This is a genomic window from Neisseriaceae bacterium CLB008, assembly GCA_041228285.1.
Classification (GTDB): domain Bacteria; phylum Pseudomonadota; class Gammaproteobacteria; order Burkholderiales; family Neisseriaceae; genus JAGNPU01.
On record CP166133.1, the window covers coordinates 643691 to 666884 of the forward strand.

The following is a 23194-nucleotide window of genomic DNA, read 5'->3' on the forward strand; positions in this document are numbered from 1 at the left end:
TGCCGCATTAAAAAACAGCCGCTCCTTAAGGTAGCGGCTGTTTGTTTTAGGCTAGGCCTATTGCCATTGATATTTAGCACCCACCATGGCGCGGTAAGCGGAGTAGCTGTGCTTGCCGGTTTGGTGGGCCATATTGCCCCAGACAGACCAATTCTTAGACAACTGACCTTCGGCGCCGACTTTAATTTCAAAGCGGTTGCTGGGGATCTCGTCTTTAAACGTATATCGGTCGTTAAACACGATGCTGTTGTTGGCATTGCTGTGAATCCAGTTCAGCTCAGCAAACGGTTGCACCGATTTATCTGCTTCATAGCGATTGGCGTAGGTGAGGCGTGCCCCTAGACGGGTGAGTATGCTGTTTTCATTAGTGCCGTTGGTTTTTAGGCCTGTGGCGTGAACGCTGGCGTCAGAGTCAAAGGCATTGAAGGTAATTTGCGCCTGAGGCTGTAGTTCCCACTGTTTGAATTCATCTTGCTGATGAATTTTAAAGGTGTATCCGCCTTCAATCGAGGCGCTAAAGAGGTTACTGTTGTAAGTATCCTTGGCTGATCGGCCCATGGACACTTCATTTTTAAACCATGAGTATTGAGCCCATGCGTCGACATAAGCGCCTTTCGGTTGGTCATGATCCTGATACCACGTACCGTACACGCCTAGGCTGTAGGCATTTTTAATTTTGCCTTTAGCTTCAGAACCGGTGGTTTTAGAGCGGCTGGTGTAGTCGCTTTTGCCGTAGGCCGCCATCAGCCCAATGCGGCTTCTGTGGTTGCCTTCATCGTGCCACTGGATGATGTCGCCACCTATTTGGGTGGTGTAGGTATTGCCTTTGAGCTTCAGAAAGCCGTTGGCCGCTTCATGTTTTTGACGATCGGCTACCACGCGCATCCACACAGAGGTGGCCCGATCTTCTCCTTTCAGACTATTGGCATACTGGGGCTCGCCTAGGCGATCATGCAGCGTCATTTGGAACATGCTCAGGGCCGCACTTTGGTTGGCTAAGTAGGTGCCAATTAAGGGGTTGGGTTTATCGACTGGCGGTACCTTATTTTCATCCGGTGGATAGACATTGGTGTCATAGGAGTCTAGATACCAGCTATTGTCTTTATAGCCTTTGTGTAATAGATATTCATAAATACCGATGGCGACAGGCGCACCTAGCTTAAAGGCTTGATTTGCTGAGGTGCCGCCAACGTCGACAACTTTAATCGCGTCGGGCTGCTTACGGGTGTCAGCGCCTTTACCGCCAACGGGGGTGATATAGAGGGTAGTGGGGCCATTGGCGCCAACGGTGACGTTACCGGCCACCACCAGTTGATCGGTCTCGGTTTCTGCGTGGCCCTTATTGAGGATGGTGTTCATGTCAATACGCCCGCCGTTGGCGATAAAATTCCCTCCAACGTTGAGGCGGCTGCCCGTGCCTTCTTTACTGCCTAGCTTGATGCTACCGCCGTTATTGCTGAAGTTGCCTGCCACGCGGTATTGGGTGGTGTCGCTTTGCTCAGTTTTATCTAGGCCGCCCACAAAGAAGGTGCCTTGGTTGTCGACTGAGCCTTTGGCTTCACCAAAGCCGCTAAACTGAGTGCCTTTACCCACGTTTACCTGACGGCTGTTGAGGGTTAGGGCTTGATCTTTGCTACCGGCCAGAAGCGTGCCGCCCTTAATGTCGGTGGTGCCGGTGTACTGGGCCGATGCCGTGGTCAGCGCCAAGGTTCCGGCGTTGGCTTTAACCAAAGTGCCTGTGCCTTTGATTTCATTGGCTAAGGTCCAGACATTCTGGGTGTCGGCTTGGTTGACGATGAAGGTACCGCTGTTGTTCACCACGCTGCTGCCAAGGTGGTTCGGTACCGCAGCTTGCAAGGTGCTGCTGCCATCGATGTTAAATGAACCGGCAAAGTTTTGGTTATTGCCGGCTAGCTCGATGCTGGCGCCTTTTAGGTTGACTTGGCCTTTGTCCTCGATGTCGTTACGCAACACGCCTTGGGCCTGATTGAGGTTTAGCTTACCGGCATTGGTAATAAGGCCAGAGCCGAGGCCCTGAGCATTGTTTAGGTCAATGCTGGCCGGCGCCTTGATGTCGATGTGGGCAGCCAATGGGGCATTGGCACCATTGACCTTGAGGCTGCCGTTTTCGGCCACTAAAGTGGCTTTTTGGCTGCCGCTGATGCGCCCGTCAGACACGCCGCCTTGCTTGATGGTTAAGGTGCCGTCGGCTAACGCCAACTCAGAACCGGCTTGGCTTTTGAGCTGGCCAATGGTTTGAGTAGTGGCCGTGCCAGCGGTTGAATTGAAGTTGACTTCAGTACCGCTGGCCAAATCCAAGACGCTGGTGTTGCCCAAAACGGTGTCTGCTTCGAGCCTTAGTTTGCCTCTTTGGACAAGGGTTTGGCCGCTGTAGTTGTTACGCCAGTTGGCAAGGCCAACCCAGTCGCTGTCGCTGTTGATGGCCAAATCACCGCTGCCGGTTAACTGAGCATCGAGGCGGCTGGCCCCTCCCTGTTTTCCTGCAGCAGCAGCCAACACTAGGGCATTTTTGCCTGTGCCTTGCAGGTCGATTTCGGTGAGCTTGTAGGCGACGTATAGGCCATCATCTGCGCCGCCACGCTGTACCGTGGTTTGAAAACCATAGTCGTAGCTTGCGGTGGCAACCTTCTGGCCGTTTTGTCGAATGTCTTGCTGCGTGGGCGTGGTGGTGATCGCTTGTCCTTGGGCATCTAGAAGCGTCAGCGTGAGGGGGTCAGCAATGCCGCTGACCTTAGTGGCGGCAACCAGTTGCACGATGGCATCGCCTTCATCCTGTTCTAGTAAGGGTAGATTAAAATCAACGTTGGGCGTTGGTAGGTTGTCAAAACCGGCAGCGGTGGCCTCAACCGTACCGTCTGCTTGGATTAAGTTAAGGTGATCTACTTGAATGTGGCTTTGCAGCTTTTTCTTACCGGTGATGTTTTCTGCAAATTTTAAGGTGCCGCCATTAAACATGAGGCCCCCCATTTTCTGTATGCCCATGCCTTGGACTTCTCGAACGGTGGCGATGCCTTCTTGATCTAGGCGTAAAACGGCCTGAGTTAAGGCTCGGGTATTGTCGTTGGCAATGTCAAACGTACCTGCCCCTAGCCCTAATGTACCGGTAAAGTTTTGGCTGCTGTGCTGAGCGCTGGCGGTGTCAAAGTCAAAAGCGGCTCCTTTAGTGTGGGTGCGGACTAAGCCTTCACCAGCCAACTGGTGTTTGAAAGTAAAGGCGCCCTGATCACTTTGATTCACAAAGAGTTCTGCATTGGCTTCAACCGTCACGCCATCCTCGGGCAATTGTTCATTGAGAACGATGTCGGTGTTTCGCCATTCAAATTTGGCACCGGCCTTGATCCACAGCTGTTCAAATCCATTAATTTTGGCAGGGTCGATTAAGGCATAGTGGCTGTCACCTTGTAATGTGAGTCTGTCCTTGGTGCCAGATCCCGCTGTGAGGGTGTTGAATAAAGGGCCTCCTTGGGCTTCGCTGACATTGTTTAAAATAAATTGATTACCCGTTTGACTAGTGCCGGTGGTGGCGGTGTTGATTTTCGTACCACCATTCAGGGTGATGGTGTTGTTGCCGTTGCCCGCTTTAAAATCGTTTGCTTGGCTGGTCTGGTTTAAGGTTAGGGTATTGTTGCCATCCCCCAAAGTGATGTCTCGTGCGACGGCTTTTTCGGTTAAGTTAATGACATTGTGGCCATTTTTAGCCGTCAGATCGCCTGTTGAACTGGTATCTTTCAACGCGACTTGGTTATTGCCGCCGCCCAGCGCCGTTGTGCCGATGATATTACCTGTAGATTGATTGGTAAACTTCACGTTTTGATCAATATTGGCAGCATCAATGGCGATGTGCTGATCGGTTTGGGCGGTGATTTTTCCTTGGTTGGTAAAGGTAAAGTCATGATTGAGCGCCGTTAAGTCAACCACGGCAGCGTGGTCTGATTGGGAGGTGAGGTTGCCGTATTGTTCAATCAATTGGCTTTTGCCCGTGACGATGAGCGCTGATTGGCCTTGGGCTTGAGTAATGTCTACGCTGGTGCCTGTCTTAACCCAGCCGGATGTGTTGGTAACGATCCCTTGGCCAGCGGCCTTTTCAACCTTAATCAGTAAGTTTGTTGCGCCAGAAGTATCCAGATTACTGGTGGCCATGATGGGTGCTCCGGAGGCATCCTCTGCTTGTAGCGTGAGGCCTTTACCATCGTTTCCAGCCACCGTAATGAGCCCAGAACCGGTGAGCTTAAATGTTTTATTGGCGCCGCCATCGCCGTCAGTGTTTAAAAATTGGATGCCACTGCCTGAGCCCGAAATGGCAATTTGAGCCTGATCTGCGGTGAGGCTGGCGCCCGCATGTACTCGGACACCGTCGGCGCTGCCTTCGCCTTTAACAAGGCCGGCACCTTCTTTGCCTTGTAAGGTTAAGCTGGCGCCTTCGTTCAGCCTTACGGCTGCGGTGCCGTCAGTGGCGGTAATTCTGCCTAGATTAAGAATGTGTGAATTGGCACCGTAAATGTCGACGCCTACGCCGTTGACCAGCACACTGGCGGCGTTGTCGTTGTCGACTACGCCACCTTTGACGTAGATGCCTACTGAGTCTGGCGATTGGGTGAAGTCGATGCTGCCTTCATGTCGTAAAATACCTTCTTCTAAAGCCTTATAAGCCACGGCCCCTTGGGCTACGTTGGCTGAGGTAAGGGCGGCTTTGGTGATGAGTTTGGCTTTGGGTTTGCCGGTACTGGCGTCGCCATGAAGATTATAGTGGCGGCCATCGACAATGGCGACCGATGCATCTTTACCTTTGACGTTAATCTTGGAGTGTTCGCTGAGAAGTACCTTGTTATCAGCACCTGCACCTGAGTTAATGGTCAGCCCGGTTGCGTTCTCGCTGTCGACGTTTAACGTCATGCCCCCTGTGTCTAATTGGGTGCCCGCGCTGGCTACGTAGAAGCCAGTGGCGCGTTTACCCGTGATGTTAAAGGTGTATAGGTCGTTGTCTGCAAGGAAGCTGGCGGCTTGGTCAACTCGGAATAGGGTGGAGGCTTCGTTGGCTACCGTGAGGTTAACCGGTTGACCATCAAAGCGGATGCTTGAGCTTTCCTGAGCATTTCGTCCAGAAATCCAATAGCCTATTTGATTGCTGCCAGCGTCAAAAACCACTGTGGCGCCATCGGCTACGTTGACCTGGCCACCGCTGCGAGCGAAGACGCCAATGGTGTTGACGCCTTTAATAGTGACCTTGCTTTGTGCTCCAGAAAGAATGGCTTCGGCATTGTCTACGCGCACGCCGTAGCTAAATGCATCCGTACTGGCGTGGCCGGTACCGTCGACGATGATTTGCCCTTTATTGTAGACTTTGGCGCCGCTTTTGGCGAACAAGGCCGTGGCATTTTTACCTTTGACATTAATTTGGCCTGTCTCGCTATTGCTGATTTGCTCTCCATTGTGGCCTACCTCACCCACGACTTTAATCCCGGCGGTGTTGTGGCCATCGACGTTAATGATGTGGTTGTTCACAATCTTTATGTGATCAAAACGGTCGTTGCTGGTTGAGCCTGGCGTGTGGTCGGTGTTGATGGCCACTGCGTTTCTAACATTGGCGCCCATATTGATGGTGCCGTCATTGATGATGGAGACGGTGTCATTAGGATCGTTGTAATAGGTACTGATGGCGCTGTAGGTGTTGTCAACGTCTAGGTTGTCACTGGGGTTGCCGCCGGCAAGGGTATTGTTTAGGCCAATGTTCATGACGCCATTTGCGGTGTTGTGGAAGCGGCCATTATTTTGGATGTGGGCGCCAGTGGCCACGCCTTCACCGCGCTGAGTTGCGTTTGGGGCGATGGTAAATTGGCCGCTATTTTCACCTAAAGCGCCTAAACCAATAGCCAAAGCAACGTTACGGACGTCGTCACCCCCGTGCGGGGCTGACACAAAAATGGCCCCCTTGTTTCGATAGACGCCATCGGGCTTTTGAACCTGGTCAGCATGAACGCGGGCCGTAGTGCCACCGTCGGGGAAGGTGCCGTCAGCGGATTCATAACCGAAGAGCAAACGACCGTCGGCCTCGTTGATGAAGGTCGCGTCGACCACGAGGGCATTTTGGGTGCCTAGATTGATGACGGCGTTAGTGGCATGGTGGTGGACGGTGGCTTGGTCGTGAACGTATAAATTATAGGCGTATAGTTCAGCAGAGCCTATGGCGCGGATTTTAGCGTCGGGCTGAATATTGACCACGGCATTTGATCCATGTGCCTCAATGAGGCTGCGCATGCCTGTGTCTGTAGCCATCGCGGTACTGATGTAATATTCTGCAGGATCGTCGCTAGGCGTGTATTGATATTTAAGGGTGTATATTTTTTCGGCATCAGTGGTGGAAACTAACGCTTTTTTAATTAAACCATCATAATCATTTGAGATCAGTCTGTTATTGGTAATGGCGGCTATGAGGACATTGTTGTAATCAATGAGGGCGGCTTCATTGTCGATATCGAAGTGACCATCATAGGTAGTGTCTGTTTTAGGGTCGTAAAAACCATCTAGTTGTTTGATGTAAATTTTACCTGCCAATTTTTTGGTTTGGCCAAAATTCACGGTGTCTCCAGGCAGAGCGTCATTCATTGAGACGGCATCACTAAAGGTAACCGTCATGGGTTTGGTGACGTTGAGGGTGGCAGTGTTGGCACCGGTGCCTTGGGCAATAAATAAAGAGCTGTGTTTGGTTTGTCCTAGGAGCCAGTTGGGGTCTTCATCTGGGGCTAAGGTGAGGGTGCCATCGTGAATACGGGCCAGTGTGAGCTCATGGAACGGTTCGCTAGGCTGTTCTTTTAATACTTTGGCAAAAAAACTGAATTTATTGTCAAATTTAATCTTATTGGCGTCGAAAACTTCCGTTTCAACCCATTCACCATCATCTAACTGCCACTTGATAACCAGCATATTCTTATCATTGAAAGCCCAGTCTTCCCAAGTGGGGGGCGCATTTAATGGGTTGTCTTCACCATTGGGGACGGAGTTGTCATAAATGATGGCCGCACCCTTGTCAAACAGTGGTTGTAAATCTACCTCTTCAAAAGGCAAAACGTTTTCGGCTTGAAAATCTACGGCTTGGCCCATGGGCTTGAAATTAAGTACATAAGACTTACCGGGGTCTGTGGTGATGGAGGTGCCGAACTCCAAGGCTTTTTTAAAATTATTGGCGTTATCAGGATTGATGCCGGTAATTTTACCATCACTGCCCCAGATGAATTGGCCAGGATTGTAGATGGGGTGTAGGTCGACGGTTGTGTCCGCATGGGCTGGTGCCATGAATAGAGTGCACAGTGAGAGCGCCAAGACGGTGCGTCGGACTTTTGCTCCAGAGGCTCTGGCCGCAGGCCGTTGACCGACGGTTTGGGTCGATTGATGGCTGCTTGCTAATTCAGAAACCACCGTTAAGAGGCCGGTGCGCGCATTTTTGACGACTTTATACACTTTATTCATGATAGTTCCTTTATGGTTTGGTGCTGGCTTAAATAAATTGGCCTGAATGGGAGGAAGCGTGTCAAAGTTTTATGCTATTAGTTTTTATACTACGCATGCTGGCGTTCTTTTTGTAGTGTATTGATTAGAAATGTTAAATTCATTAGTAATTAAAAATTGATTCAGATCTGATTTTTTTAAGTAATTGATAGTACTACCATTTTATTTTTTTGCTGGTGGGATATTGTGGTTGATATGTTACAGTGTGTTTAAGGTTGAATTGATCTAATAATCATCGGTTTTTCAATGTGTTATTGTTTTTCTTGGCATTAAGTATTAGGGTGATGGGAAACAGTGGTTCAATCTATAATGAATAATGAGAATGCAGAGGGATAAGTTGCTCGGCATGCATTGATTTAACCTATCGTGATGAAAATATTTACATATTTTTAACCATTCAGCTGTTCTCATGTGAGGCCATAATGGCTATCATGACGCGTACGAATGATGATTAGGCAGCGGGAGAGAAAGCAGCATGGTTTTATTGAAGCGTCGGTTGAGTTTATTAAGTGTGTGTTTACTGTTGCCCATTGCCTTTATGTCATTGGTACTTGCTGATGCACAGCAAAGTGGTGAGGCCGCCGCGCAACGCTTGCTCTTGCGTGCTGATGCGCATAATACCCAAGAACAAATCAATATGGGCGTGATGTATTTAAAAGGCCAAGAGGTTGAGGCGGATCCCGAGCAGGCATTTTATTGGATGGAAACCGCCGCAGAGAATGGCAGTGCCGAAGCAGAATATTATCTGTCTTTATTTTATGAAGATGGCTTGGGCGTGAATGAACCTGATTTAGCGGTGGCGATGAAGTGGTTGCGTCAAGCGGCGGAACACGATTACCCCTATGCTTATTATGAGTTAGGCCTAGCTTATCTGGCTGGTAAAACCGGCGCCATCGATGCCCACCAAGGCGCCGTGTGGCTAGATAAGGCCGCCCGTGTGGGCGTGGTTCGAGCGCAGCGGCAGTTGGCTGAACTCTACGCCCAAGGCGTGGGCGTGGCACAAAACACCGGCTCTGCGATGTATTGGTATCGCCAGGCCAGTAAGGGTGGCGATGTCGCCGCCCTGAAGGCTTTAGAAGCGCTACAGCCATAAAAGACGATAATAAAAGCCCGTTTAAAAACTGATTGTTTTTAAACGGGCTTTTTGCTGCGTGGTGATTTTGGATGGGGTTGCGTGTGGCGTGGCTAAATAAAGTAAACAATAGGCCTTGACCTTACCCTCTGGGGAAGGTTTAAGCTGTGATGGTTTTCAACACACCATACACTTTATAAGGAGTAATACCATGAGTACCATTCAAATGACTGTTTTGGGCATGACTTGCCGTAAATGCGTGGCCCACGTGACCGAAGCCTTAACCGACGTTGAGGGCGTGACCAGCGTGAACGTTGATCTAGAAACCAAGCTGGCTACGGTAGACACCGATGGCACGGTCAGCGTGGCTGATTTGACCGAAGCGGTTGTCGCTGAAGGCTATGAAGTCGGCCAAGCTTAAACACTATTGAGACAGGAGGTTGGCATGAATCAGCAACAATCAATCCAAAGCATACGCCTAGCGGTGACTGAAATGACCTGTGCTTCATGCGTGGGTCGGGTCGAGAAAGCCTTGGGGAAAGTAGAGGGTGTTGTGTCTGCCTCTGTCAACCTCATGACTAATCAGGCTACGGTTGAGTATGACGTGAAACAAACCAATGTCGCGGCCCTCATTAAAGCCGTAGAAGGCGCCGGTTACGGCGTGACCACCGAAAAACTGGTGTTCGATGTCAGTGAAATGACGTGCGCTTCTTGTGTGGGCCGGGTTGAAAAAGCCCTCAAAAAACAGCCAGACGTGCTGGAGGCGCAAGTTAATTTGGCTACGGAGCAGGCCAGCGTTACCGTGTTGACGGGTACGTCCGTCGCCGGCTTGATGCACACCTTACAAAAAGCGGGTTATCCTGCGCGCCTACATGAGGCGGGTGTGAAAACTGAAGACGATGGCAAAGGCTTGAATAAAGAAACCAAGATCCTGATCGCTTCAGTGATTTTAACCTTGCCCTTGGTGGCACCAATGATTTTAATGCCGTTCGGCATTCACCTGATGCCGCCTGCCTGGATTCAATTTGTCTTGGCCGGCGTGGTGCAGTTTGTGTTTGGCTGGCGATTTTATAAGGCCGGTTGGGCAGCGGTGAAGGCCAGGGCCGGCAATATGGATTTACTGGTGGCCTTGGGCACCAGCGCCGCGTTTGGACTGTCGATTTATGAATGGCTGTTTGGGCGGCAACACCTGTATTTTGAAACCTCAGCTGCGGTGATCACGCTGATCCTCGTGGGTAAGTGGCTAGAATCGCGCGCCAAGCGTCAAACCACAGAAGCCATTCGTGCGTTAAATGCTTTACGTCCAGAAATGGCACGAGTGGTGATTAATGGCGAAGAGGTTGAAGTAGCGATTGCCCAGGTTCAGGTCAATGACGTGGTGCGGGTTTTGCCCGGTGAGCGGATGCCCGTCGATGGCGAAGTATTAGAAGGCATGACGGCGGCGGATGAATCCTTGCTGACTGGTGAGAGTGAGTGGGTAAACAAGAACGTCGGTGACCAAATCATTGGCGGTTCGGTGAACACCGACGGGGCGATTTTGGTGAAAACCACCGCCATCGGTGCTGAAACCACGCTGGCACGCATCATTCGCTTAGTGGAAGAGGCTCAGGTTGCCAAAGGGCCACTGCAGCGCCGCGTCGACCAAATCAGCGCCATTTTTGTGCCGGTTGTGCTGGTGATTGCCTTGATTACCTTTTTGGTTTGGGGCTTAAGCACCGGTGACTGGGGGCATGCAATCTTGACGGCGGTGGCGGTGATGGTGATTGCCTGTCCTTGTTCTTTAGGCTTGGCCACACCTACGGCGATTATGGCGGGCACAGGCGTGGCTGCGAAGTATGGCATTTTGATTAAAGACGCCGAAACCTTAGAGCGGGCTCACGCCATCGACACGCTGGTGTTCGATAAAACCGGCACCCTAACCGAAGGCCAGCCAAGCTTGGTGGCCAGCGTCAGCGATGGCCTGAGCGAGTCTGAATTCCTCATCGTGGCTGGGGCCGTACAGCAAGGCAGTAGTCATCCTTTGGCGCAGGCGGTTAAAGATCGCGCCCAGGCCTTGGGCTTAAGTTTGCCCGACACCACCGACATGCAAAACATTGTGGGTAAGGGCGCAGAAGCCAAAGTGGCCGGTGTGCAGACTTATTTAGGCAACGACCGCTTAATGCAAGAAAAAAACGTGGATTTAAGCGCCTATCGTGCCCGTGCCGATGAATTTGAAGCCGCAGGCCGTACGGTGTCTTGGCTGATGCAAGCGCCAGCGCAAGGTGAGTCAACGCTGCTGGGGTTTATGGTGTTTGGCGATGAAATCAAAGCCACCGCCAAAGCAGGCATTGCCGCGCTACAGGCCCAAGGGGTGACCTGTGTGATGTTTACCGGCGACAAAGAAGGGGCGGCCCAGCATGTGGCCAAACAGTTGGGCTTGGACGATGTGCGTGCCCAAATGTTGCCGGAGGACAAGTCTAAAAACGTTTTGGCGCTGAAGGCCAAGGGGGCCAGAGTGGCCATGGTGGGCGATGGGGTGAACGATGCACCGGCGCTTGCGGCTGCCGACGTGGGCATTGCCATGGGCCAAGGCGCCGATGTGGCCAAACACGCTGCTGGCATTACGCTGATGCGTGACGATAATCGCTTGATCGCCAGTGCCTTGTCGATTGCCCACCGCACCGATCGTAAGATCAAGCAGAATCTGTTCTGGGCATTCTTATACAACACCATCGGCATTCCATTGGCCGCCTTTGGTTTCTTGAATCCGGCTTTTGCTGGTGCCGCCATGGCCCTGAGCAGCGTCAGCGTGGTGATGAATGCCTTATGGCTGAAACGCTGGCGGCCACAAGGCTTTAATGATTAAGACTAGAGCATAAGTACTGTTTCATAGACTGTGTTAAGCTGATGACAACACGTCAACAGCGCGCTTGGCGAAGAGGATGTCCGCCCAGCGCGCTGTTTTTTATAGCCATAGATGAATCAAGCGGTATTTTGTCATAGAATGAGTGCATCATAACGCGTTGCGTAGACGATAGGAGAGCTAAGCGCATGAGTCATACCCTTTTAGATGTAGCTGTTTTGGACCAATATGCGGCCCAAAATCCATTATTTGATACTTGGCGCCAAGGTTTTGGGGTGATCCAGCATCAGCCATTTACCCAAAGCGCCGCCATTCATATGGCGGAACAATTGGTGAAGCAGGGCAAGCAGCCGAATGTGGATGCGGTGTACGAACATTTGATCGCCTTAGACCGACTCAGCAGCGCTGGCCTATGGTTGGTGGTGCACATGACTTACGCCAAGCAGCTGAAGCTAGATGGCAGCCCCTTGGCCAAGGCCGACTTTAAAGAAACGCCCGAAGGCCATACCGGTGGTGCTTTAAATATTGTGCCGGCTTACGCCAGCTATTTAGCGTGGAATGCGCTGACGGGCGACACCCGTAGCTGGATGATGGGCCAGGGCCACTGCGTGGCCGCCATTGATGCCCTTAACGTCTTGACCCGCAACCTGCATCCAGAGCAGGCCGAACGCTATCCGTTTAATGAGGCTGGCTTAGCACAGCTGTTGCAGGATTTTTATGGCTATGAGCAGGCTGCCGATGGCCGCCCCAGCGCGCCTTTGGGCAGCCATGTGAACCCTTACACCGCAGGCGGCATTAGCGAAGGTGGTTATTTAGGTTTTGCGGAACTGCAGTATGGTCACATGCCGTTGCCGGGCGAAACCTTGGTGACTTTCTTGTCTGATGGCGCGGCAGAAGAACAGCGCGGCAGCGATTGGATTCCTCGCTGGTGGCGTGCCGAAGACACTGGCAAAACGCTCCCCATCATGATTGCCAACGGCCGTCGAATCGAGCAGCGCACTGAAATGGGCACCTACGAAGGCCTAAAAGGCTTCATGACCCATCAGCAACGTTGCGGTTTTGACCCGATTATTTTTGATGGCACCGATCCAGCAGCCTTTGTCACCACGATGTTTGAAATGGAGCGGCGCTTAGATAAAAGCGTGGCCGCGCTCAAGGCGGGCAAAAAAGCCTATCCTTTACCGATCCCCTACGGCATTGCCGAAACCACGAAAGGCTATGGCTTTTATGGAGCCGGTGAAAATGCGGCACACAACCTGCCGCTGCCGGCTAATCCATTTTTAGATGAGCCTGCTCGGGCCATCTTTAATCAGCACGCCGCCACGCTGTGGGTGTCTCCTGATGAGCTGAGCCAGTCGCTGCAAGTATTGTGCCAACACGAAGGCCAAGGCCGTGCTTTAGAACGTGACCATCCTTTGGCTGCGCGCCACTTAGACGACCCCATTTTGCCGCAGGTACCGTTTCATAACGACACCTGCTCGCCGATGAGTGCCGTGGATGAGTTCTTCCAAGGCATCGTTGCCGCTAATCCGCAGCTGCGTGCCAAGGTCGGTAATCCCGATGAGCTGGCTTCGAACCGATTGTCTGGTGTGTTGAAAGCCTTGAAACACCGCGTGACTGACCCCGAAAGCGATTTAGAGGCAGTGGACGGAAAAATCATCACCGCCTTGAATGAAGAGGCCGTGGTTTCAGCCTGTTTGGCCAATAAGGCGGGGCTAAACTTAGTGGCCAGCTATGAGGCGTTTTGCGTGAAGATGCTGGGCGCGGTACGGCAAGAGTTGATTTTTGCTCGCCACCGTAAAGAAATTGGCCGTCCTGCTGGCTGGCTGGGCTTTCCCGTGATTGCGACGTCGCACACGTGGGAAAACGGCAAAAATGAGCAGTCGCATCAAGACACCACGTTTTGTGAGGCATTGCTGGGCGAGATGAGCGACACCATGCGGGTGTTATTCCCTGCCGATCACAACAGTACCTTGGCCTTATTGCCTTCTGTGTATCAGGCGCGCGGACAGATCAGCTGCATGGTGATTCCTAAGCAGGCGCGTTCGGTTTATTTTGAAGCGAATGAAGCCAAGCGTTTGGCTCAGGACGGGGCTTTGGTTTTAGGCGACTATCGCGGTCGCCCCAATAAGAAAGGCAAAGAGAAGCCGATTTTATTGATTGCCACCGGTTCTTATCAGCTAGAGGCAGTACTGCGCGCGTCTGAGCGCTTGCAAGAAGTCGAGCAAAGCCATCGCGTGGTGTATTTGCAAGAGCCAGGCCGCTTCCGTCAGCCTCGAGATGCGTGGGAAGAGGAGGTATGCGTAGGCAATGCCCAACGCGAAGCCATTTTCCCGAAAGACATCAAACGCCGCGTGTTTGTCAGCCACATGCGTCCAGAGGTGGCTATAGGTCATCTATTGCCGTTGGTGCGCAGCGCCAAAAAAACCGCGAGCCTAGGCTACATCAATCGTGGCGGTACCTTAGACGTAGCGGGTATGCTGTTTGCCAACCGCTGTACCTGGGCCCACGTTTTAAGCGCTGCGGCACAGGTGAGCGAGCTGCCGTTTGATGAGTGGCTTAACGAAGCAGAGGCGGCTGCCGTCATGGGTATGGGTGATCCTTTAACTTTGCGTTAAGTCGGTCACAACAGCCTAACGAAAAACACCCTCAGATGAGGGTGTTTTTTTGGTTGGTCGTGGTGAGGTGTTTAATCTAGGCTGCTTGGGATTGGGGTTTTAGCAGTCGCCGCAGGTAAAATAGGCAACTGTCTAGCCGCTGCCGGCACTTCACCGGTTAAGACATTCAAGAAGGCTACGATGTCTTTCACGTCTTGTTTGCTGTAGGTTTGACCCAGCTGTGCTTCACCCATAATGGCCACGCTTTCTTCTAGGCTCCAAACGCTGCCGTCATGGAAGTAGGGGTAGGTACGCGCCACGTTGCGTAAACCAGGTACGCGGAAGAAGTATTTATCGTCCTCAGACTGAGTCACTTGGAAACGGCCTTCGTCGCGTTTTTTACTGCCGGTGAATTGCCAGTATGGGTCTTTAACCAAGCCAAATTTCTGGAATTGGTCGCCGCCAAGGTTTACGCCTTGATGACAGGCAATACAGCCAGTTGAGATGAATTTATTCAGGCCCACCAGCTCTTTTTCAGTTAAGGCTTTCGCATCGCCGTTTAGATAGTCATCCCAGCGTGTTGGGGTGAGTAAAGTACGTTCAAATAGGCCAATGGCTTTTTGAATGTTCGGCATATTGACCGGATTTTTCTCGCCAGGGAAGGCCTGTTTAAACAATGCCTGATATTCAGGAATTGAGGCGATGGTGTCTACGGCCAGGTTTTGGTGTGGCATCGCCATTTCAACTGGGTTCATGATGGGGCCGCCGGCTTGCTCTTCCACGTCCTTAGCACGACCATCCCAGAATTGGCTGCCCAGTAGTGCAGCATTCAAAACGGTGGGGGAGTTACGGTCGCCAAACTGGCCTTTATGACCTTGGCTGGTGGGTAGGTTGTCCACGCCGTAGGTGGCGAGGCTGTGGCAGCTATTACAGCTGACGGTATGGCCTTTAGACAAACGTGGTTCGTAGAACAGCATTTGGCCGAGGTCTGATTTGATTTTGGTGTAAGGGTTCTCCGTATTTAAGGCCTCTTTGGGTAGAGGCGCAAAAATGCCCTTGGCTTGTTGGTGTAACGCTTCTTTGTTAAAGCCTATTTCATTATTGGCCATGGTCATTGACACGCCGAATAAACCGACGGCCGCGATTGAGACCAAACTGATTTTTTTCCAAGACTTCATAACCCGCTCCTTATTATGGATAAAACGACAAACTGTGGTGTGGTACTTGTTATTGTGTCCATCAACAAGGGCAAGGCTACAGCGTCTAGTTATTTCAGTATTGACAGAAATCAGATAGTTCAGGTTATCTATACCCTGATAAGTTAAGACTAATTAGGCCATAGTTAAGGGCAATGTCGACATAAAATGGCGGCATTGCCTTATTGGCATATTAATAGTGCTGATCGAGGGTATGGACTAATTGGGTGAGCCAATCGCTGGGGGGGAGGCCTAAGCTTTGGCTCAACGTGGTGTCGAGGACGGCGTAATGCGGGCGCGGCGCCGCGTCGGGGTAATGGCTAGACAATACGGGCTTAAGCAGGGCCTGTGGGGCTTCAGCTTGGTATTGAGCCACAACTTTTTGAATTGCCTGAGCCAGGCCAAACCAGCTGATGGCGCGGTTGCCACCGTAGTGTAGTGGCCCTGACGGTAGGGTGGGCATAGCCAGCAGCGTGAATAAGGCATGAGCGACGTCGCCGGCATAGGTGGGGCGGCCAATTTGGTCATGTACGACGGCCAGCTCGCTTTGGCTTAAAGTTTTGCTGAAAATGGTTTGCACAAAATTGGGGCTGTATTCACTGAATAACCAGCTGGTGCGCAACACCAATGCGGTGGGCAAAGTGGCTAAAGTGGCCTCTTCACCGGCAAGTTTGCTGTGGCCATAAACATTGATGGGGCAAGGGGTGTCTGCTTCGACATAGGCGGCCATTTTTTGACCGTCAAACACATAGTCGGTCGACACATAAATCAGGCGGCAGCCTAGGCTCTTAGCCGCTATCGCCACGCGTTTTGCGCCGTCACGATTGACGGCAAAGGCTGCATCTGGCGCCTGTTCGGCGGCGTCTACGGCGGTGTAGGCGGCGGCATTGATGATGGCGTCTGGCTGTAGCGCCAGCAGCTGATCAATGGCTTGATCGGCGCGGACGTCGAGCTGCTGTGACGACAGGGCGCTGATGCGCCAGCCTTGGGGGCAGCGCGTCTGTAACGATTGGCCTAATTGGCCAGAACCACCGACAACGACGATGTGCATTAAGCAAGATCCTTCAATAACGAGCCCTGTTGGTCTTTGGGCGATAAAATGGGTTGGGCTGCGGTGGGTAATGGCCAGGCAATGTTCAGCATCGGGTCTGACCACAGCAGGCAGCCTTCGTCTTCGGGGGCATAATAGCGGCTGCATTTATAGCTGACAATGGCTTCAGGGCTGAGAGTCAAAAAGCCGTGGGCCATGCCTTCGGGCAACCAGATTTGTTCCCGCGCTTGTAAGGTCACGCCATACCAGTGGCCAAACGTGGCCGAATGCGGCCGTAAATCCACGGCTACGTCGTAGATGCTGCCCTGTAAGACGGTGATCAGCTTGGCCTGTGGCTGCGTTTTTTGGTAATGCAGGCCCCGCAAAACGCCGAGGCTGGAATAGGAGAGGTTATCTTGTACGAATTGGGCTTGATCGCCTAGCAACGTTTGGTAGGGTGCTTGGCTGTGGGTTTCCAAAAAGCAGCCGCGCGCGTCTGGATAGACGCGTGGACGCAGCAGCTTGACGCCTTCTAAAACAGTGTCTTCAATCTGCACGTCCATCTCCTTGTTGCTGAATAAACTGTAACAGGTTATGGCCGTAGGTGCTGTGCCGTAGCGGCTGGGCGCTGGCTTTAAGATCGGTTAAGGTCAGCCATGAGTTTTGGAAGGCGATGATTTCCAAGCACGCAATGGTACGCTTGAGGCTGCTTTGGGTATGGGCCACAAACTGGGCAGCCGCCAATAGGCTGTCGCAGGTGCCGGTGTCGAACCAGATGGCGCTGTCTGGTAAGGGATGGACCTGTAATCTATCCTGGGCTAAATAGGCTTGATTGAGGTCGGAAATCTCGAGTTCGCCTCGAGCCGAGGGCGTCAGTGTCTGGGCCATGGCTACTGCGTCCTTAGGGTAAACGTAAAGGCCGGTGACGGCATAGTTTGATGGCGGCTGGCTTGGTTTTTCGATGATGTGGGTGGGCTTGCCTGCTGCATCAAAAGCCACCACGCCAAAGCGTTCTGGCGCCGCCACCTGTTGGGCAAAAATATGCGCCTGCTGCGGGTGCCGTAACGCATTGGCGAGGGCAGCATGAACAGGGTCACCAAAGAATAAGTTGTCGCCCAAAATCAGCGTCACCGGTGCTGGGCCGATGTAGTCAGCCGCAATGAGCAGCGCCTGGGCAATGCCTTGTGGCTGCGGCTGTGGGGCATAGTCTAGGCGCAGCCCGAGCGCGCTGCCGTCCCCAAACAGCTGTTGAAATTGGGGTAAATCATGCGGCGTGCTGATGATGAGGATGTCGCGAATACCGGCCTGCATCAGTACGGCCAGAGGATAGTAAATCATCGGCTTGTCGTATACGGGCGCCAGCTGTTTGGACACGGCTTGGGTAATCGGGAACAGCCGGCTGCCGGTGCCGCCGGCTAAAATAATGCCCTTCATGGGTTTAAGCTTTCTAAATACCAGCGCACGGTTTGTTCCAGACGGGTGTCGAAATCCACGGCAATGTGCCAGCCTAGGGTGCGTTTGAGCTTGTCGGCGTTGAGCGCGTAGCGCACGTCATGGCCTGGGCGGTCGGTGACAAAGCTGATTAACTCGGCATAGGATTGGCCTGAGGCTCTCGGTTTAAGCGCATCAAGGCGCTGGCAAAGGCGGCTGACCAATTCAAGATTGCTGACTTCTTGCTGGGCACTGATGTGGTAGTCGCTGCCGCAGACGCCATTGTTTAAAATGAGCCAGAGGGCTTGAATGTGGTCATCGACGTAGAGCCAGTCGCGGCTGTTGTGGCCATCGCCATATAGCGGCAGTGGCGTTTCTTCGAGGGCACAGGCCAACATGCGAGGAATCAGTTTTTCAGGATGCTGCCACGGACCAAAGTTATTGGTGCAGTGGGTAATTAAAGTCGGTAAGCCGTAGGTGCGGTGCCAGGCATTGACCAAATGATCACTGGCGGCCTTACTGGCCGAATAGGGGTTACTCGGGCGGTAGGGTGCGGCCTCGGTGAGCGGCGGCGCGCCCAAGGCTAGGTCGCCAAACACTTCGTCGGTCGACACGTGTAGAAACCGAAAGTCAGCTTGTTTCTGGGCTGATAGACCTTGCCAATACAGTCGGGTTTCTTCCAATAGCGTAAACGTGCCTTGAATATTGCTGTGCATAAAGGCTTCAGGGCTATGAATGGCGTTGTCGACGTGGCTCTCTGCGGCCAAATGTAAGACGGCCTGTGGCTGATGCTGGTTAAAAAGTTGGTTTAAAGTAGCGCCATCATTAATGTCGCTGTGGCAGAAATAATAACGTGGATGCTGGGCTAGGTCGGCCAAGGCCTGAGGCTGGCTGGCATAGGAGAGGCAGTCAATGTTGACCACGCTGGCGTTGGTGTGGGTGAGCAAAAAACGCACCAAATGGCTGCCAATAAAACCAGCACCGCCGGTGATAAAATAACAAGGAGTACGCACGTTTGGCCTTTAAACAACACATCAAAGGAAACAGTATAAAGAATTTTGGCACGCTGCGCTGTATTCATGCTGGCGAATAAAGCGGCAGAATGTTTAAAGTTTTGTTAAAATGCTCGCTTTTGGCGTTAAATGGTCGTAGTCTCGGCCTTATCGTGATGCGCCGATTGTGCTCGAATAACCAAGCGTTTAGCCTATTTAGGCCCGTAACGTCGGGGTTTTTTTCGGGGCAATAGCGTTTGATTAAATTATTGTTTTAAGAGTATTCAGTAATTTATTAAAGTTAGTTTAAGTGAGGATAGAAGGTCAGAATGGACGCAGTTTTATTGGCCAAGCTGAATAACAGCTTGCCGCAAACACAATGTCAGCAGTGTGGTTACGATGGGTGTCTGCCCTATGCGCAAGCCATGCTGGAAGGCGCCGCGCCCATTAATCTATGCCCACCAGGCGGGACGGCTGGCATGCGCAGCTTAGCGGAAATCTTAACCGTGCCTGAGCTGCCGTTTGCGCCAGAGGTGGCGCTTAAGGCAGCCAAACCTAAAGTATTGGCGTTTATCCGCGAGGCTGAGTGCATTGGCTGTACCGCCTGCATTAAAGCATGTCCAGTAGACGCCATTTTGGGCGCGAATAAGCGCATGCACACCGTGATTGCCAAAGAATGCACCGGCTGCGAGCTGTGCGTGGCGCCTTGTCCAGTAGACTGTATTGATTTAGTGCCTGTGAAGAGTGAGTTCCTGCCCCAAGGCGGGGCGCTATTGCATGAGGCAGCGTTTGAAACGCCACGCTCGGCGGCTGAATATGCACGTCATCGCTATGAAACGCGCTCTTTGCGACTGTTGCGTAATAAGGCCGCGCGCGAGGCGTTCTTGCAAGAAAAACAAGCCCAGCTTAAGGCCAAGCTGACCTTGGCAAAAGAGCCAGAGGTAGGCGAACCAGACGTGACCGTGCTGAAAATGGCCAGCCCCAGCGACATCATTGCCGCCGCCATGGCGCGTGCCAAAGCGCGCTTGAGTGAAAATCAGCAAACCGATGAGCAAAAGGCCGCAGAAGCGGCCTATAAGCAGGAGCAGCTCGATACGGCGACCCATGACGCTGCCATTCGCAATGCTCAGCGTGACATTAAATATGGTTCTGAAACCGAGCGACAGCAGGCGATTGCCCTGCTGCGAGACAAAAAGCGCGCGGCGCGCGCTTTGAAAAAAACCAAGTCTTAAGCCGGTTTTTCGACCGCGTCTTTTTTCTTTTTGGGTTCCATCAAGGGCAGGCTGGTCTGGCTTTTGACCTTGGTGGTGCTGTGGTCGGCCAGATTCATGGCCGTCAGCTTACCGCCCCAAAGAGCACCAGAGTCTAAGCACACCACACCATCTTCATCATAAAACCCCAGCGACGACCAGTGGCCAAACAAAATGGTGTGGCTGCTGTAGGCCTTGTGCTCGGCCTGAAACCAAGGAATCAGCTCTGGCGGCATCTTTTTAGGCTTACCTTTAAAATCCAAGTCCAATGCGCCGTCTCGAGTAATCGCCCGCGTGCGGGTGAGGACGTTGATGATCAGGCGCAGCCGATCCATGCCTTCTAGGCTGCTGCGGTAGCGATTAGGCTTATTGCCGTACATTTGGCTAAATACTTCGCGGTAATACACCGAGGTTAAAGCCATCTCTACTTCTTCGGCTAAATCCAGCGCTTGATCGATAGACCATTCTGGCAATAGGCCAGCGTGCACGAGGGCATAGCGTTCATCGGCCAACATCATCGGGCGTGAGCGCAGCCAGTCCATCATGATTTTGTTGTCGACGGCGTTTAAAATCCCGTCTAGGGTGTCCCCTTTTTTTAGACGGCCATAGCCTTCGTAGACGGCCAAGAGGTGCAGATCGTGGTTGCCCAATACGGTTTGCATGCAGTCTTCATGCTGCATGATGAAGCGGATGGTTTCTAGCGATTTAGGGCCACGGTTGACGATGTCGCCCGTGAGCCACAGCGTGTCTTTGCCATAGTTAAAGTCTAATTTATTCAATAAAGCCTGAAATTCGTCAAAACAACCTTGTAAGTCGCCAATGACATAGTGCGCCATGATGTTGGTCCTTGTGGGCATCTTTTAATGCTGAAAATAGGGGGCCAGCTGAAGTTGGCCTAATCGTGCCATTTTAACATCAATTATTCGCGGTATTATAAACATTAGCTACTAAAGTAAGCGATTGTATTTTAAGTAACTTGTGGTGTGTTTCAATATTTTAGCCACAGAATCGATTATTTGTGCGATAAATGGCCTGAATTTTTGGCCCCAAAGCGGTTAATCCATGTAGAATTGCCCCCCGTTTGAATCAGAATGAACAAGGGCCCTCAACCAGCCATCAGTGGGTACGGTCGTTAACGACGTCGGCCCATTTTTTGTTTTCTAATGATTTTCATTCTAGACACTGGACGGTTTCACAGTGTTTCACTCATTTAGTTTGCGCCTTATTGAGATGCGCAATGCTTTAGCCTGCTATACGGGGGATTATTTATGAGCGCGGATTTAAAACACACAAACCCAGGGTTAAAGAAAACCTTGGTGTTGTGGCAGGTGATTATCGTGGGTTTGGCCACCATGCAGCCAATGACCGTATTTGATACGTTCGGCATCGTGGGCGACAAAAGCGACAATCATGTCCCTAGTGCTTACATAGTGGCGTTGATCGCCATGCTGTTCACGGCGTTGAGTTATGGTCACATGGCTCGACGATTTCCATCGTCAGGTTCTGCCTATACCTATACGCAGCGGACCATCAGTCCTAGCTTAGGGTTCTTGGTGGGCTGGACGTCGCTACTGGATTATTTATTCATGCCTATGGTGAATATTCTATTGGCGACCATCTACCTGCACACCCTGTTTCCTGATGTGCCCACTTGGACGTTCGTGGTCGGATTATCGATCTTGATGACGGTGGTCAACCTCAAAGGCATTGAAATTGTGGCGCATTTTAACACCGTGATCGTGGTGTTTCAGATGCTGTTTATTGCCGTGTTTGTGGGGATGGTGGCCTACGGCCTGACGCAAGGTGAGGGGTCTGGTACCTTAGTGAGCAGCGAGCCGTTTGTGTCGTCTGAGCTTGCCTTCTCAGGCATGGTGGCCGGCGCCACGATTCTGTGTTTTTCATTTTTGGGTTTTGATGGCTTAAGCTCGCTGTCGGAAGAAACCAAGGATGCCGCCAGAGTGATTCCGCGCGCGATTTTCTTGACCGCCTTGATCGGTGGGGTGATCTTCATCATCACGACTTATTTCTTGCAGCTTTATTTTCCGCACACCGAATCGGTGTTCCAAAAACCGGATGAAAGTCAGCCTGAAATCTTCCTCTACGTGGCGGGTAAAGCGTTTCAATCGGTGGGACTGTGTTTCTCCATTGTGACCGTATTTGCCTCGGGCATGGCAGCGCATACCGGTGCCTCACGGTTAATGTATGTGATGGGCCGCGACGGTATTTTTCCGAAAAAATGGTTTGGCCACGTTCACCCGACTTGGCAGACGCCGTCTATCAACGTGATTTTGGTGGGCATTGTTGGCTTTTCCGCCATTTTCTTGGATTTGGAAGAGGCTTTGCACCTGGTCAACTTTGGCGCCTTAACCGCCTTTACCTTTGTGAATTTGTCGGTGATCGTGCAGTATTATTGGCGTGATGGCTTACGCGGTGGCCTCAAGAACAACATCCATTATTTGTTGCTGCCTGCTTGCGGGACTTTGAGCATTGGCCTGCTGTGGTATTTCATCGAGATCGAGTCGCTGTATCGGGGTTTAGTTTGGATGGCGCTGGGCTTGATTTATCTGGCTGTGGTGACCAAAGGCTTTAAAAAATACCCACAGGCTTTTTTAGATAAAGCACCGATTACTGAAGATTAATGCTTTCGCGTGAAACCGTCACCGAAACAGCCCAGCGTTCGCGCTGGGCTTTTTTTATCCCCGTTCACCCACAGAAACTGGGTGTGAAGGTGTGGATAAGATGTGGGCGGATGGGTTTAGTGGTTGTTGCGGCAGGCATTTTTTGCATTGCTTAAAAAATAGGCGTTAATATAGGCGACAGCGTTGACTGTTGTCGTGGGGTAGGCACAATAGCACCTGTTGCGATTGGTCAAGTCGCAAAATGGCGCGGTCGCGATGGTGGGGTAAGGCTTCGGCAATCAAATAGTACACGTCGGCGCGGCTAACGCTAGTGGGACTGCCGCTGTGGCGGATGGCAAAGTCGTCGGTGCGTGGGTAGGGCAGCTCAGGCCATGCGTTGCCCGAGGCTTTAAAGCTGTGGTGCTGGGCATAATGGCGCTCTAGGAACAGGGCGTTGTGGATGAGGGCCTGTTTGGCCTGTTGGCGCTTAACGATGAGCCGCTGCTGTTGAAAGGCCTGGTTGGCAGCTTGAGCCAAGAGGGCGCTGATGGCGAGCGCCAAGAGCAGGCTGATGAGGCTGTGGCCACGCTGACGCGTGCGCCCAAAAAAGGGGTTGAGCATAAAAAAGCGTTTCGATAAGGT

At 52.0% G+C, this 23194-nt stretch carries 14 protein-coding genes; 6 read left to right on the forward strand and 8 right to left on the reverse strand.

Going from position 1 to position 23194, the window contains the following annotated elements; all coding sequences use genetic code 11:
• Positions 1-57 precede the first annotated feature (57 nt).
• The gene (locus AB8Q18_02835; GenBank protein XDZ51997.1) at positions 58-7485 is read right to left on the reverse strand and encodes an autotransporter outer membrane beta-barrel domain-containing protein; all 7428 of its coding nucleotides are present in this window, start codon (positions 7483-7485) and stop codon (positions 58-60) included.
• 514 nt (positions 7486-7999) lie between these two features.
• On the opposite strand from AB8Q18_02835, the gene AB8Q18_02840 reads away from it, so the two are divergent.
• The 4 genes from AB8Q18_02840 (at position 8000) to AB8Q18_02855 (ending at position 14056) form a co-directional block, all read left to right on the forward strand.
• Positions 8000-8617: a tetratricopeptide repeat protein gene (locus AB8Q18_02840; protein XDZ51998.1), complete on the forward strand. Its 618-nt coding sequence runs from the start codon at positions 8000-8002 to the stop codon at positions 8615-8617.
• Between the two features lie 190 nt (positions 8618-8807).
• Positions 8808-9017 (forward strand): heavy-metal-associated domain-containing protein, encoded by a 210-nt coding sequence (locus tag AB8Q18_02845; protein ID XDZ51999.1) that lies wholly within the window; start codon positions 8808-8810, stop codon positions 9015-9017.
• Between the two features lie 24 nt (positions 9018-9041).
• The gene (locus AB8Q18_02850; GenBank protein ID XDZ52000.1) at positions 9042-11441 is read left to right on the forward strand and encodes a heavy metal translocating P-type ATPase; all 2400 of its coding nucleotides are present in this window, start codon (positions 9042-9044) and stop codon (positions 11439-11441) included.
• Between the two features lie 185 nt (positions 11442-11626).
• The gene (locus tag AB8Q18_02855; GenBank protein ID XDZ52001.1) at positions 11627-14056 is read left to right on the forward strand and encodes a xylulose 5-phosphate 3-epimerase; all 2430 of its coding nucleotides are present in this window, start codon (positions 11627-11629) and stop codon (positions 14054-14056) included.
• Positions 14057-14127: 71 nt separating this feature from the next.
• Here the strand turns inward: AB8Q18_02855 and AB8Q18_02860 are convergent, their stop codons facing one another.
• The 5 genes from AB8Q18_02860 to rfbB form a co-directional block, all read right to left on the reverse strand.
• Positions 14128-15150: a cytochrome-c peroxidase gene (locus tag AB8Q18_02860; GenBank protein ID XDZ52891.1), complete on the reverse strand. Its 1023-nt coding sequence runs from the start codon at positions 15148-15150 to the stop codon at positions 14128-14130.
• 274 nt (positions 15151-15424) lie between these two features.
• Positions 15425-16282, reverse strand: coding sequence for a dTDP-4-dehydrorhamnose reductase (rfbD, locus tag AB8Q18_02865; GenBank protein ID XDZ52002.1), 858 nt, complete (start codon positions 16280-16282; stop codon positions 15425-15427).
• Entirely contained in the window at positions 16282-16818 is a 537-nt protein-coding gene (gene rfbC / locus AB8Q18_02870) for a dTDP-4-dehydrorhamnose 3,5-epimerase (protein ID XDZ52003.1), read from the reverse strand. Before rfbC ends, rfbD begins: the two co-directional genes overlap by 1 nt.
• Positions 16808-17695: a glucose-1-phosphate thymidylyltransferase RfbA gene (gene rfbA / locus AB8Q18_02875; GenBank protein ID XDZ52004.1), complete on the reverse strand. Its 888-nt coding sequence runs from the start codon at positions 17693-17695 to the stop codon at positions 16808-16810. The genes rfbC and rfbA overlap by 11 nt, the downstream gene beginning before the upstream one ends.
• Entirely contained in the window at positions 17692-18705 is a 1014-nt protein-coding gene (gene rfbB / locus AB8Q18_02880; protein XDZ52005.1) for a dTDP-glucose 4,6-dehydratase, read from the reverse strand. The genes rfbA and rfbB overlap by 4 nt, the downstream gene beginning before the upstream one ends.
• A 308-nt stretch (positions 18706-19013) precedes the next feature.
• On the opposite strand from rfbB, the gene AB8Q18_02885 reads away from it, so the two are divergent.
• Positions 19014-19916, forward strand: coding sequence for an RnfABCDGE type electron transport complex subunit B (locus AB8Q18_02885; protein ID XDZ52006.1), 903 nt, complete (start codon positions 19014-19016; stop codon positions 19914-19916).
• Here AB8Q18_02885 and AB8Q18_02890 read toward each other — a convergent pair.
• On the reverse strand, positions 19913-20770 hold the full coding sequence (locus AB8Q18_02890; protein XDZ52007.1) for a symmetrical bis(5'-nucleosyl)-tetraphosphatase: 858 nt from the start codon (positions 20768-20770) through the stop codon (positions 19913-19915). The genes AB8Q18_02885 and AB8Q18_02890 overlap by 4 nt on opposite strands.
• A gap of 432 nt (positions 20771-21202) precedes the next feature.
• Here AB8Q18_02890 and AB8Q18_02895 point away from each other — a divergent pair, with 432 nt between their 5' ends.
• A complete protein-coding gene (locus AB8Q18_02895) occupies positions 21203-22573 on the forward strand; it encodes an APC family permease (protein XDZ52008.1) in 1371 nt (456 codons plus the stop codon).
• Positions 22574-22738: 165 nt separating this feature from the next.
• Here the strand turns inward: AB8Q18_02895 and AB8Q18_02900 are convergent, their stop codons facing one another.
• Positions 22739-23173 (reverse strand): type IV pilin protein, encoded by a 435-nt coding sequence (locus tag AB8Q18_02900; protein XDZ52009.1) that lies wholly within the window; start codon positions 23171-23173, stop codon positions 22739-22741.
• Positions 23174-23194: the final 21 nt, after the last annotated feature.